Annotated in this window: 11 protein-coding genes; 7 read left to right on the top strand and 4 right to left on the bottom strand. The window is 72.8% G+C overall.

The annotated features are described in order from the left end of the window. Positions 1-15 precede the first annotated feature (15 nt). Entirely contained in the window at positions 16-2,700 is a 2,685-nt protein-coding gene (locus WME85_RS04520; protein WP_437835445.1) for a glycoside hydrolase family 15 protein, read from the bottom strand. A 94-nt stretch (positions 2,701-2,794) separates the two neighbouring features. Between WME85_RS04520 and WME85_RS04525 the strand changes: the two genes are divergently transcribed. The 7 genes from WME85_RS04525 to WME85_RS04555 all read left to right on the top strand — a co-directional run bounded on the left by WME85_RS04525 (position 2,795) and on the right by WME85_RS04555 (position 8,909). Next, complete coding sequence (locus tag WME85_RS04525) at positions 2,795-3,346, top strand: OmpA family protein (RefSeq protein ID WP_437307808.1); 552 nt, start codon at positions 2,795-2,797, stop codon at positions 3,344-3,346. A 162-nt stretch (positions 3,347-3,508) separates the two neighbouring features. Then, complete coding sequence (locus WME85_RS04530) at positions 3,509-4,261, top strand: MotA/TolQ/ExbB proton channel family protein (protein WP_437835446.1); 753 nt, start codon at positions 3,509-3,511, stop codon at positions 4,259-4,261. A gap of 15 nt (positions 4,262-4,276) precedes the next feature. Then, a complete protein-coding gene (locus WME85_RS04535; RefSeq protein WP_437835447.1) occupies positions 4,277-4,780 on the top strand; it encodes a biopolymer transporter ExbD in 504 nt (167 codons plus the stop codon). Continuing rightward, entirely contained in the window at positions 4,777-5,637 is an 861-nt protein-coding gene (locus tag WME85_RS04540; RefSeq protein WP_437307811.1) for a TonB C-terminal domain-containing protein, read from the top strand. Before WME85_RS04535 ends, WME85_RS04540 begins: the two co-directional genes overlap by 4 nt. Continuing rightward, positions 5,628-6,980 carry a tolB protein gene (locus tag WME85_RS04545; protein ID WP_437835448.1) on the top strand — a complete coding sequence of 451 codons (1,353 nt, stop codon included), beginning with the start codon at positions 5,628-5,630 and terminating at the stop codon, positions 6,978-6,980. Before WME85_RS04540 ends, WME85_RS04545 begins: the two co-directional genes overlap by 10 nt. A gap of 459 nt (positions 6,981-7,439) precedes the next feature. Beyond that, positions 7,440-8,012 (top strand): hypothetical protein, encoded by a 573-nt coding sequence (locus WME85_RS04550; protein WP_437835449.1) that lies wholly within the window; start codon positions 7,440-7,442, stop codon positions 8,010-8,012. A 351-nt stretch (positions 8,013-8,363) separates the two neighbouring features. After that, on the top strand, positions 8,364-8,909 hold the full coding sequence (locus WME85_RS04555; RefSeq protein ID WP_437835450.1) for a hypothetical protein: 546 nt from the start codon (positions 8,364-8,366) through the stop codon (positions 8,907-8,909). Positions 8,910-9,099: 190 nt separating this feature from the next. On the opposite strand, the gene WME85_RS04560 is transcribed toward WME85_RS04555, so the two are convergent. The 3 genes from WME85_RS04560 to WME85_RS04570 all read right to left on the bottom strand — a co-directional run bounded on the left by WME85_RS04560 (position 9,100) and on the right by WME85_RS04570 (position 12,157). Further along, complete coding sequence (locus WME85_RS04560; protein ID WP_437509046.1) at positions 9,100-10,785, bottom strand: protein kinase domain-containing protein; 1,686 nt, start codon at positions 10,783-10,785, stop codon at positions 9,100-9,102. Between the two features lie 253 nt (positions 10,786-11,038). Further along, positions 11,039-11,860: a bifunctional hydroxymethylpyrimidine kinase/phosphomethylpyrimidine kinase gene (gene thiD / locus WME85_RS04565; protein ID WP_437835451.1), complete on the bottom strand. Its 822-nt coding sequence runs from the start codon at positions 11,858-11,860 to the stop codon at positions 11,039-11,041. Positions 11,861-11,923: 63 nt separating this feature from the next. Beyond that, complete coding sequence (locus WME85_RS04570; protein WP_437623755.1) at positions 11,924-12,157, bottom strand: hypothetical protein; 234 nt, start codon at positions 12,155-12,157, stop codon at positions 11,924-11,926. Between the last annotated feature and the right edge of the window lie 167 nt (positions 12,158-12,324).

The raw sequence follows: 12,324 nt of genomic DNA on the forward strand, positions 1-12,324 counted from the left end.
CGCCGTCGGCGAGCGTCAGCGCTGCGCCCGCGCGCGCCTCCGCCGCGCGAGCCCGGCCGCGGCGGCGGCCGCCGCGAGCAGCCCCCAGGGCGCCGCGCCCCCCGCGGGCGCGAGCCGGCAACCGCAGCCGGCGTCGCCCTCGGCGCCGCCGTCGCTGCCACCGTCACCTCCGCCGGCGCCGCCGCCAACACCCCCGCCGCCGCTCGCGGGGCCGCCGCCGGCGCCGCTGCCGCTCGCGGGGCCGCCCCCCGCGCCGCTGCCGCTCGCGGCGCCCTCGTCGAAGTACGCGCCGCAGGCCGGCCCGACGACCAGCCCGTCGCGCGCCGCGAGCGCGAGCGCGTAGACGCCCGCGCCGAACCCGATCATCGGCACGTTGAACTTGTAGACGCCGCTCGCCTCGTCGTAGGTCTCCGCGATCGCGAGGTAGTTCGCGGCCGACTGATCGAGCACCCACCGGATCAGCCGGTCCGAGCGCGCGTCGTCCCCCATGAGCCGCGCGGCGACGGCGCCGCGCAGGTCGGTCACGACCCACTCGGCGCTGTCGTACTCGCTGCCCCAGGGGCTCAGGTCGCTCGCGCCGGCGTGATCCGTGCGGTCGTCGTTCCGGGACCAGCCGGCGCCCGCCGGCGCGCGCAGGTGCTCGTCGAGCCCGGACAGGGTGGCGGCGGCGATGCGCCCCCGCGGGTCGAACAGGCCCATCGCGATCCCGTCGAGCACCGCCGCGTCCCAGTAGCCCGCGCCGGACACGAGCTCCTCGAGGCTCGATCCGAGCGCGCCCGAGGCGTCCGTGAGCCGCGCGGCGATCGCGGCGCGCAGGCGGTTCGCGGCGTCGCGGTACCCCGCGGCCCGGTCCGCCTCGCCGCGCCGCTCGGCGATCGCCGCTGCGTCGCAGAGGCCGCGCGCCGCGGTGATGCTCGTGTACGCAAAGGAGCGCTCGCGCCCGTTCCAGTGGGTCTCCCAGATGGACGAGTCCTTCCGGACGAGGCCGGTCTCCGGATCGATCAGCGCGACCAGGGCGTCCGCGACCTTCGCCGACGCGGTGGCCCAGCGCTCGTCCACGAACGCCGTGTCCCCGGTGAGCTCCTCGTACTGGCGCAGCGCCCAGAGGAACAGGCCGAACCCGTCGAACTCGAGGTTCGGGCCGAAGTCGTTGAAGTCGGTCTCCTCGACCCCGAAGCCGTGGTACCGCACCAGGCTGATCTGGTACGGCGGCATGTCGTACGACGACAGCTCGTTCCAGCCCTGGAAGCGGCCCGCCTCCGCGCCGAGGTAGTAGCCCAGCGCGTCGCGCGCCTCGGCCTCCATCCCGAGGGCGGCCATCGCCACGGTGGCGTAGGCGCCGTCGCGGATCCAGGCGACCGTCCACTCGCCGGGGGGCAGGCTCGCGAGGACGGCGCCGCGGCCGCGGTGGGCGACCGTCGCCGGCAGCGCGGCGGGCGGGCCGCCGAGCGTCGCGCCGAACCTCGTCGCGCGCGGCTCGGCGTCCCGCGTCAGGTGCTCGCGCAGGAAGAAGTGGCTCTCGCGGGACTGCGCCATCCGGAGCATCACCGCGGACTGCCGGAGCAAGACCGTCTCCTCGGGCGTCGACGTCGGTGGGACCTGGATCGAGCCCTGGAACGCGCGGTACGCGGCGATCTCGTCCGCGACCACCTCCGCCGCGCCCTTCGCGCCGACGTACGCGTCGAGGGCGCCCTGCGCGAGCGGGTCCGCCGCGCCCGAGGGGTCGCCGTGGTGCGCGAAGGCCACGCCGACCCACCGCGCCTCGCCAGGGCCGATGCTGCCGAGGTCCCACTGGAACGCGCTCACCGAGCCGTCCGAGGTGGGCGCCGCCCCGTCGAGGTCCGGCAGGTCGCCGACGACGCCGGCCTCGTCCTCGACGATCCGGTAGACGTTGAGCTCCGGCGGGCTGCTCGCGCTCGAGGCGCCGTGGCGCGCGACCGGCTCGAGCGCGCGCGCGACGACGACGCCGGCGAAGGCGCGCTCGAGGAAGTCGCGCCGGCCCTCGCTCCCGTCGTAGGCGACGGTCTCGCCCGACTCGCCGATGTCGCTCATCGCGCCCGGGCGGCCGAAGCCGAGGTGCAGGTTGTGCAGCGAGAAGGCCGACACACCCTCCTCCGCCGCGTCGCCCCGGTTCTCGACCCGCATCGCCATCACGAAGCCGGCCTGCTCGAGGCCCTGCGGCGCGAAGAAGAACTGCGTGCACTCCAGGTTGCCGACCCGCTGCACCATCGTCACGACGCCCGTGCCGCCTCGCTCGCCTTCGGTCCAGCCGGCGTAGCCGCTCGCGTCGAGGTCGACGGGGACCTCGGTCAGCCACCGCTGCTTGCCGTCGGAGCGCAGCCCGAAGTACGCGTCGTAGAGCAGGTCGCGCGTGCGCACGGCCTGCGGCTGGTTGCCGACCCAGACCTCCTCGCCGCGCTCGTCGAGGAGCGGCTCCTCGGTGGCGAACAGGTGCTCGCGGAAGTGCGTGAGCCGCGCCTGGCTCAGATCGAGCAGCACCGCGCCGAACCCGTTCGACGACGGCAGCTTGAAGAACGTGCGCTGCACGGGCACCTCGGCCCGCGCCGCGCCGGGGTCGGCGAGCGCGACAGACGCCGCCGCGCCGAGCGAGAGGGCCACGGCGCCCCAGGCCCTGGCGGCGCGAGGCCGGGCAGATCGTTGGTGCCCCAAGTAGTCCCACGCGGGTTCCGGGCGATGCATCGCGGCACTTTACAGGAATGCTCAACATCCCGGCGCGCCGGCTCCCCGCGGGCCGCTCAAAATGCTGCAACGCGCTCCCCGGCGTGGTAACGGCATGCCCATGACAAAACTGCCTGCGTTGATCCTCGTGGTCTCGGCGCCGCTCGCAGCCTTGGCGGCCGGCTGTGGCTCTGATCCGCAGCCGCCGCCGAATGTCCCCAGCGACGTCGCGCCTCCCCCGGCGGCGAAGCCCGCCGCGCCTGCCCCGAAGCAGGACACCGCGAAGCCGACGAGCGGGTCGATCCGCATCGACGACAAGATCCTGAAGGCCTGCGGCGATCTGCCGACCGCCCGCTTCGCGTTCGACTCGACGGCGATCGAGGGCGAGGCGGCGGGCGCGCTGGACGCGCTCGCTCGCTGCTTCGTCTCGGGCCCGCTCAAGGGCAAGGGGATGAAGCTCATCGGCCACGCCGATCCCCGCGGCGAGACGGAGTACAACCTGGGCCTCGGCCAGAAGCGCGCCGGCAGCGTCGCGGAGTACCTCGGCAAGAAGGGCCTCGAGCAGGGGCGCATCGCGACCTCGTCGAAGGGCGAGTTCGAGGCGACCGGCACGGACGAAGAGGGCTGGGCGCGCGACCGAAAAGTCGACATCCTGCTGGCGGAGTGAGCCCCCGCGCGCCGCTGGACGACGTGAAGAGAGCGCCACGGCCGTGCTTCCAGGCACCAGCGGGGGCCGCGGCCGCAAACCGCACTGAACCGGGGCTCCGGCGCGCGCGGACCCCCTGGCGAGCCGATTCCCTGACGCCGATTCCCTGACGAAGAGATCGATATGGCCTTCCTGCAGAGCGCCCCCGAGGCGGCGACGGCGGTCCCGATCAAGCTCGACCCCGTCTCCCTGGTCCTCCACGCTTCCGGTCCTGTCTTCCTGGTCGTCTGGCTGCTGATCTTCGCGGCGCTCCTCGTCTGGGTGATCGCCGTCCTCAAGGTCCTCCAGCTGGCCCGGCTCACGTCGCAGCAGGCGCGCTTCGAGCAGGAGTCGGCCCACGCGCACTCTCCGGATCAGCTGTTCGCGCTCGCGCAGCGGCACGCGGACGCGCCGGGCGCCCGCGTGGTGCTCGAGCTCAGCCGCCGCGTCGGGACCAGCAAGCTGCTCGACTCGATCGCGAAGCGCGCGATCGTGACCGAGACGCAGCGGGCGAGCTCGCTCATGCCGACCCTCTCGTCGATCGCGGCCGCGTCGCCGTTCGTCGGCCTGTTCGGCACCGTCTACGGGATCATGGACGCCTTCCTCCGCATCGGTCAGCAGAAGAGCGCGTCGCTGCCCGTCGTCGCCCCGGCCATCGGCGAGGCGCTCATCGCCACCGCGATCGGGCTGTTCGCCGCGATCCCCGCGGTCATCGCGTACAACGCGCTCAACAAGCGCATCGACGACCTGCTCGCCGCGCTCGAGGCTGCCAGCGAGGGCTGGGTGGAGATCGCGTCGCTCCCCGCCTCCGCCGCCGCGCGAGGGGTGCAGGAGTCCATCCCGCTGGCGCTCCAGCGGTCGAGCGACCGGCCGACGCCGGTGATGCCGAAGGGCTGAAGGGCGGGGCTGGTCATGGGCATGTCGGCCGGAGGGGGGCGCAGGCGGCGCGGGGGCGGCTTCACGGAGATCAACGTCACGCCGCTCGTCGACGTGATGCTCGTGCTCCTCGTGGTGTTCATGGTGACGGCGCCGCTGCTGACGGCGGGGCTCCGGGTCGAGCTGCCCAACGTCTCCGCCGAGGAGGCGCCGACCAAGGACACGAAGCTCGTCGTGACCGTCACGAAGGAAGAGAAGATCCTCTTCGGTGAGGACGACGCGACCGCCGACATCGAGGGCGTGCTCGCGTCGAACCCGCGCGTGCAGAAGGAGAAGGAGCTCTACATCCGCGCCGACAAGGACGCCCGCTACGGCGCCGTGGCGCGGGTCGTCGCCGCCGCCCGGGCCGCCGGGGTGGAGGGGCTGAACCTCCTCGTCCAGCCGGAGCTCGAGCCGGAGGGGGCGCCGCCGCCGCCCGGTGGTGGATCGGCGCGGCAGCCCGGCGGAGCGGCGCCGCGGCCGGGCGGAGCGGCGCCGTGAGCACGGCCGCGGCGCGCGCGCCGGGACCGAGGACGCCGCCCGGGCTGCGCCGGCCGAGGAGCGACTTCCGCCCGCGGGACATCGCGATCGCCGTGGCGGTCGCGGTCGCCGTGCAGGCGGGCGCCGCCGTGGTGATCACCCTCGCGGACCTCTCCTTGCCCGCGGCCGCGCCCGAGATCGAGAAGGGGCCGAGCGTCCCGGTGAAGGTCATCCCGGTGCTCGACATGGACACCCCGCTGCTCAAGCTGGGCGGCAAGCGGGACAGGATGAAGCTGCCGGACCGGTGGGTGCGCCAGACGCCGAAGCCGCGCGTCGAGCAGAAGGCGTTCGTGTCGCCCGACGCGGGCAAGACCGAGGAGGACATCCCGCCCCCGGAGGTCAAGATCGCCGACGCCGGCACCGCGCCGCCGCCGCCCGACGCCGAGATCGCGAAGCAGGTCGACACCGAGCTCGATCCGAAGACCGACGCCGGCGAGGCCCCCAACGTCGATCAGGAGGGGCACCAGGACGGCGTGGCCGAGGGCACGGAGACCGATCCCCTCAAGGCGCGCGCGGTGGACCTGTACCTGGCCCGCATCGCGGGCTGGTTCTCGAGCCGGTTCCGCGTGAGCGGGTCGGGGCTCCCGGCAGAGGAGCTCACGAAGCACCGGCCGCGCGCGGTGATCGTCCTGTCGGACGGGCAGATGGTGAGCTACACGCTGACGCCGAGCGGGAACGCGATCGTCGACGCGGCCGCGCGGGCGACGCTCGAGGGGGCGAAGGGGCAGGCGCTGCCGCCGCCGCCCGAGAACTATCCCGACCTTGGGCAGAAGCAGGTCAGCGTCACGTTCGTCTGTAGAGAAAACACATGCGACTAGCTCGATACGCCCTCGGCGCGCTGGCCCTCGCCGCCGCCGCGCTCGCTTCCCCCCCTGCACCTGCCCAGGCGCCGGCCCCCGCGGCGCAGGCGCCCGCCGCCACGGCGCCGCCCAACCCGGACGAGCTGCTCGGCCACATCACGGTCGTCGCCGGCGCGTCGCGCCCCCTGCCGAAGATCGGCGTCCTGCCGTCGCTCGTCTCCGATCCCGAGGACGTGACGCTCCACAGCGTGGTCCGGCGCGACCTCGAGCTGTGCGGCGAGTTCGAGGTGCTGCCCGACAGCGCCGCGCCCGACGGCCTGTACCTGTCCGACAGCCCCGTGGACGTGAAGGCGTGGTCCGCGAAGGGGGTCGAGGCGGTGGTGAGCGTGCGCGGCAAGAAGCTCGGCCCGGACAAGGTCGAGCTCGTCGGCCAGGCGTTCCTGGTGAACCGCGGGCAGGCCCCGGTGTTCGACAAGAAGTTCATCGTGCCCCTCCGCGACGTGCGCTTCGAGTCGCACCGGGTGGCCGACCAGCTGATCGGCGCGCTCACCGGCCAGAACGGCGGCTTCGCCAGCCACATGACGTTCGCCTCGGGCTCGGGCTCGCTGCGCCGGGTCTTCACCATCGACGCCGACGGCCACGACGCCAGGGCCGTCTCGCCACCGGAGCAGACCGCCATCGCCCCCGCCTTCGGGAAGAACGAGCAGCTCCATTACGCGGCGAGCGTGAAGGGCGACGAGTACAAGGTCTTCACGCCGGCAGGCGGACCCCTCCAGCTGCCCGTGAAGGGCTCGGTCTACGGCATCGCGTTCTCGAAGGATCGGTCCCAGGTCGCCCTCAGCATCGGGGTGGGGTCGACGATCAAGCTGTTCTCCGGCCCCGACTTCCAGAGCCTCAAGCAGGCATCGGACGTGGGGATGGCGCTCCACCCGGCGTTCACGCCGACAGGCAAGCTCGCGTTCGCCGGCGAGGGCAGGTACGGACAGCGCATCTACGTGGGCGGCAAGGCGATCTCTCCGGAGGGGCTCTTCGCGTCGGCGCCGACGTTCTGCAACCACCCCGACGGCGTGAAGGCGGTCTATGCCGTGGGCGTCGGCAAGAACACCGACCTCGTCGTGGCGGGGGAGATGGGCGGGGGCCTCGCGCGGCTGACCCAGAACCAGGGCAGGAACGGGTACCCGGCCTGTAGCCCGGACGGGCGGCTTGTGGCGTTTTTCTCCACGCGCACATCCGGGGAGGGGCCAGGTCTCTACATCATGCGCGTCGACGGACAGCGGCCGAAGCGGATCTCCAACCTGCTCGGGGACTCGCTGCGCTGGGACCCCCTGCCGCCCGGCAAGGCCGTCGAGGCGAAGAACTGACCCGCTCGCGGGCGGCCCCCCGCTGATCCGGGGCCCGCCGCCGGTGCGCAAACGAGGCGCACGGCGCGCGGGCGCTGCACGCGTGGTCAGGGCGTCCGGCACGGCCGAGTCGTGGAGCGCCCTGGCTCCACGAGAGACGCGCAGCGATCCGCGGCGGCCGGGGGCGCGACCGGGACACCCGGCGCGCGCTGCGCCGCGGAACCCCGCAGCTGGGTTGCCCCGCGGGCGCGGCTTCCCGGCAACTTCTTCTGTCCGGGCACGTCTGTAATCGTGGGCAGTTCCTGCGCGTTCCCGCGCTCCCCGCCGAGGGCCGAGGCGAGGGGATGCCGCGTTCGCGCGTCCCGCTTCTTTGGCCCGCTGCGTCGGTCGCGGTTAGCTTCCGGACTGCTCAGGGGTGGCTGGCTGGAAAATTGCAGCGAGCCGCCCCGGTCAGCAAGCGAAACAGAAATGGAGAAGAGCATGGTCTCGAACCGCATCTGGACCGCCATTGCGATCGCGGGGGCCGTCTGCGCCGGCGGCTGCAGCTCGGCAGCGGCGGTTCAAGAAGCCAGGGTCAGCGAGCAGGGTGGGTTCCGGGATCCGGAGCTCCGGCTCACCGCGACGGAGGATGGGGGCTACTGCGGCGCCGAGGTGCTGCGATGGCAGTACGACGAGGCCGCTGCGACGCTCCGCCTCGCGGACGCGCGGCTGATGCTCGACTGCTGCGGGAAGCGCACGATCCACGTCGAGAGGATCGACAGCCTCTACGAGGTCACCGAGCGGGACGAGCCGGACAGCGCCGAGGGGCGCTGCGCAGAGCAGTGCGCCTTCGATCTCGCCGTCGGCGTGCAGGACGTCCCGCGGGGCGAGGTCTACGTGAAGCTGCTGCGCGACGTCGTCGATGAGCAGGGCGGCCCGGCCGTGGTCTGGAGTGGCAGCCTCGATCTGGACGTGCCCGCGGGCGCGGTCGTCCTCGACGACGCCCCCGCGGGCGCCGGCTGCCAGGAGCAGAGCGCGCCGCCCCGTCGCCGCACGACCGTCGCCGCGCGGTGAGCAGGGCGTTCGGAGCCCCTCCCGTGGCCGGCCCCCGGCCGCGGGGGGTGTCCCGGCACTGGTCAGACGTGGGATAACAGCGCAGGTCAACCGACCATGACGTCCAGGGTCAGAGAACCGGGCGGACTCTACTACTTTCACCTGGACAGTCGTCAATACAGCTAGTAAACCACACGTGGATGTGCGTGCAGCTGCTCCGGGGTGCGGTATGCGCGCGATCCATGTGCTCGCTGCCCTGAGGCCGAGCCCGGGACATCCGAGTAGGGATGCTCTGGACGTTCTTATTAAAGCCCTGGTTCTTCATTTATAGTGTAATTTGACAGTGGGGCGGGACAGCAAGGAAGTCGGGGCATGAAGTTCGTGGGGGTCTGCGGGTCGCTTGCAACGGTGGGGTCGCTGCTTCTTCTCGGCGCGTGTCTCGAGACGGAGCCCGCTCAGGTCGGGGTCGTGAGCGAGGCCGGCGGGTTCGTCGATCCGGAGCGGAGGCTCGCGATCGAGGGGGACGAGAGCTACTGCAGCAGCGAGGTGCTTCGCTGGCGCTACGACCGGTCGAGCGGCGCCCTGACGCTCGCGGATAGCCGGCTCCTGCTCAACTGTTGCGGGCAGCGCGCGATGCACGTGGACCGGATCGACAGCATCTACGAGATCACCGAGAGGGACGAGCCCGACGCGGCGAACCCGCGGTGCGACTCGGTCTGCACGTTCGACTTCACGGTGGCGATCCCGGAGGTCTCGCCGGGCAAGGTCTACGTGCGGCTACTGCGCGATGTCATCGACGCGCAGGGCAGCGCGGAGCTCATCTGGCAGGGTGAGATCGACGTCCGGAGGTCGGTCGGCGAGGTGGTGCTCGACCGCGCTGCCGCTCCTGGCGACGTCTGCAGCGGATCGTCCCGGTAGTCGCGTGCCGCGCAGCGGATCGTCCCGGTAGTCGCGTGCCGCGCAGCGGATCGTCCCGGTAGTCGCGTGCCGCTCCGGTGCGGGAGCGGCCGCTCGCGGGCAGGCGGCGCCGCACGGCAGCGCGGTGGACCGCGCCGCGGCTGAGGGGATCTCCACCTCGATGACCAGCGGCGGGGTCGCGTGACGGCCTTCAGTCGATCAGCGTGCGAGCAGGGCGGCCGGGCTCGCACTTCACGAGCGTCGCGGTCAGCTCGAGCGTCTCGGGGAGCGTGCCCTGCACCTGCGCGACGACCTGCTCGACCACGTGCTGGGCCTCGTCCAGGTTGGGCCCCACGATGGAGACGACGAACGTGAGCGGGCCCGTGCGCCCGGCCGCGGCCGGCGTCAGGCTCAGCAGCAGCGTCTGCGTCAGATCGACGACCTGAAGCGCGGCCTTGCGCAGCGCGAGCATCTCGAGGATCGTCGGCCGCAAGCTCACGAGGCCGTTCTGGCCGCGGAGCTCGAAGCGCGCGATCTGCATCGGCACCTCGGCCCACTCGGCGAAGAAGCCGTCCTCGTCGATGGCCTTCATCAGGTGCTCGCGCACGAGCAGCCCCGTGAGGCCGTCGCGCCTCGCGAGGTAGCGCTTCGCCTTGTCGTGGTGCGGCGAGTCCGGTCCGAACGTGACCACCATGAGGCGGCACTCGCCGAGCTGCACCTCGGCCCCGTGGAGCAGCGACACCTGCGCCTTGCGCTCGAACGGGAAGTCCGCGTACGTGCCGTTCGTGCTGTTCAGATCCTCGACCAGCCAGGAGCCCGTCTGCCACCGGAGCAGCGCGTGCGACCCGGAGACGGTCGCCTCGGCCAGGACGAGATCCTGATCGCTGCGGCGGCCGATCGAGAGCACCGGCTTCTGCAGGGGGAACAGGGTGGAGACGCTGTCGGGCGCGTTCGTGGCGTACGTGATGAGCAGCGACTGCGCGCCGGGGGTGAACTGCGTCTTGATCGCCCGCCCCGGCGCGGGGCCAGGGTCGATGCGCTCGCGCGGCAGCTGGATCGGCGCGGTCGTCGTCTGCGTCGGGTTGAAGAACCGCATGTGACGCGCCTGCGGGCGCATCTGCGGGTCCGGGTTCAACGCGCGGAAGATCTGCCGGATCTCGTCGTTGGTCAGCGCGGCAGGCACGTCGAACGTGATCTGCTGCTTCATCGTCTTGAGCCGCGGCTTGTAGCCGGGCTCGGGGACGCGGCAGGTCCACATCTCCCAGAGCGTCAGCGCCGCGGCGTAGACGTCGTCCTCGGGGCTCGCGCCGCCGCTGCGCAGCCGCTCCGGCGACATGTAATGAGGCGTGCCGCCGTCCGGAGGCGCCCCGGGCTTGCGCACGGCCGCGCGCGCGCGCTCCTTCGCGAAGCCGAAGTCGAGGATGACGGCGCGATCGTCGGCGACCATCACGTTGCCCGGCTTCAGATCGCCGTGCACGAGACCCTGCTGGTGGATGGCGGCGAGCCCCGCGCAGACGTCGGTCGAGATCTTGCGGAACTCGTCGGCGCTGAACCCGCCGGACGTCTTGCGCTTGCGGATGTGGTTGTGCAGCGTCTGCCCGGGGATGTACTCCATCACGAGGATGGGCCCCCACGGGCTCGGCGCGAGGTCGTGCACGCGGCAGACGTTCGGGTGGCGAGCCTTCTGCGCGAGGATCACCTCCTGCCGCAGGGCCTCGTCGTCGCCCGGCATGGCAGAGGCCTCGGGCACTACCTTGAGCGCCACCTGCTGCTGCGTCAGGCGATCGAAGGCCAAGAACACCTCGCCCATGCCGCCTTTGCCGATGCTCTTCAGGACCTCGTACCGGTCGTTGATGACCGTTCCGACGTCGATGGGAGGGAGGGGATCTTTGGTCACGGCCACAGGCGCACAAAGGGTGAGGAAGAGCTCCGCGCCGGCGCCAAAGCTGACGCGGCGGCACGCCGATACGAACTGCGCGCAGGGTCGTCCATTCGAGCCCCGGGCGCAACGAGTCGTTGCACTGGCGACGCCGTCGGCCCGTTCGCCGCGGCGCGGGGGCGCCACGACGGCCGCGCGGGCGCCGCCGGGCCGCGGCGCCGGCGCGCGCCGCGCGGCCCTCCACAGGGGCTCGCGGTCCGCCGCGGGCTGTTCAGGAGAACGGCCGCACCGTGTGGGCGTGGTTCAGCGGGCCGTGGCCGTGGCCGAGCCCCGGCGCGGCGCGCATCGCCTCGCGGAGGTAGCGGCGCGCGCGCGAGATGGCCGGGACGAGGGCGAGGCCCTGGGCGAGGCCGGCCGCGATGGCCGAGGCGAGCGTGCAGCCGGTGCCGTGGGTCGCGCGCGTCTCGATGCGCGCGTCCTCGAACAGCTGCTCGCCCCCGGAGGCCCCGGCGGCGCCGGGCGCGGTCTGGAGGACGTCGACGACCGTCGCGCCCGGGAGGTGGCCTCCCTTGAGCAGCACGGCGCGCGGGCCCATCGAGAGCAGCAGCGCGGCGGCGCGGCGCATCGCGTCCACGCTGTCGATGACCATGCCGGTCAGCGCCTCGGCCTCGGGGATGTTCGGGGTGACCAGCGCGGCCATCGGCAGGAGCCGGCCGCGCAGGGCGCCCTCGGCCTGGTGCTCCAGCAGCCGCGCGCCCCCCTTGGCGACCATCACGGGGTCGACCACGAGCGGCGCGCCGCGGCCGAGGCGCTCGTAGACGCGCGCGACCTCCTCGATGACCTCGGCGGAGTGGAGCATGCCGGTCTTGATCGCGTCCGCGCCGATGTCGTCGAGCACGAGCTCCATCTGGCGGCCGATGAAGTCGGGCGGGATCGGGAACACGGCGGCCACGCCGCGGGTATTCTGGGCGGTGAGCGCGGCGATCGCCGTCGCGCCGTACGCGTCGAGCGCGGTGACCGCCTTGAGGTCGGCCTGGATGCCGGCGCCGCCGCCCGAGTCGGACCCGGCGATGATGAGGACGCGGCCTTTCATGGAGCCCCTCGGCGGCAGGCGGCCGCCGGCGACGTGTCGATGTCGATCATCCGCTGCCCGGCGTCAGTAGTGCTTGTCGAGGACCGCGGGATCCTTCGTCGTGGCGAACACGGTGTCGCAGCGCCGGCACCTGTACTTCACCTTCGTCGGCCGGGCCGAGATCCCGAACGCCAGCTGGATGTAGCCCAGGACGCGGTACTCGGCTTCGGCGCTCACCATGTAATGATCAAGCCCATGTCCGCAGGGGCACTGGACCGGCTCGGACGTCGTGCGGTTGCGGTAGGGCATGGAAGGCATGTCCGCCTGCATGATTGTCTCGGTAGTCTAGGGAGTCTGCAGCGGACGTCGAGGGGCAGCGCCGCGAAGCAGCCTGGGCGGCGGGCAACCGGGCGGCGGGAGCGGGAGGTTCGCGCGCCGGGGGGCGCCCCGCGCCGCGGTCCCGGCGGCCCGGCGCTTTGCGCGCC

The sequence above is a fragment of the Sorangium sp. So ce1153 genome (assembly GCF_051521595.1).
Classification (GTDB): domain Bacteria; phylum Myxococcota_A; class Polyangia; order Polyangiales; family Polyangiaceae; genus Sorangium.

Coding starts and splice junctions, on each gene's coding strand:
- WME85_RS04550 (WP_437835449.1), top strand. CDS start 7,440: ATGGTCTCGAACCGCATCTGGACCGCCATTGCGATCGCGGGGGCCGTC.
- WME85_RS04520 (WP_437835445.1), bottom strand. CDS start 2,700: ATGCATCGCCCGGAACCCGCGTGGGACTACTTGGGGCACCAACGATCT.
- WME85_RS04535 (WP_437835447.1), top strand. CDS start 4,277: ATGGGCATGTCGGCCGGAGGGGGGCGCAGGCGGCGCGGGGGCGGCTTC.
- WME85_RS04525 (WP_437307808.1), top strand. CDS start 2,795: ATGCCCATGACAAAACTGCCTGCGTTGATCCTCGTGGTCTCGGCGCCG.
- WME85_RS04570 (WP_437623755.1), bottom strand. CDS start 12,157: ATGCCTTCCATGCCCTACCGCAACCGCACGACGTCCGAGCCGGTCCAG.
- thiD (WP_437835451.1), bottom strand. CDS start 11,860: ATGAAAGGCCGCGTCCTCATCATCGCCGGGTCCGACTCGGGCGGCGGC.
- WME85_RS04530 (WP_437835446.1), top strand. CDS start 3,509: ATGGCCTTCCTGCAGAGCGCCCCCGAGGCGGCGACGGCGGTCCCGATC.
- WME85_RS04545 (WP_437835448.1), top strand. CDS start 5,628: ATGCGACTAGCTCGATACGCCCTCGGCGCGCTGGCCCTCGCCGCCGCC.
- WME85_RS04555 (WP_437835450.1), top strand. CDS start 8,364: ATGAAGTTCGTGGGGGTCTGCGGGTCGCTTGCAACGGTGGGGTCGCTG.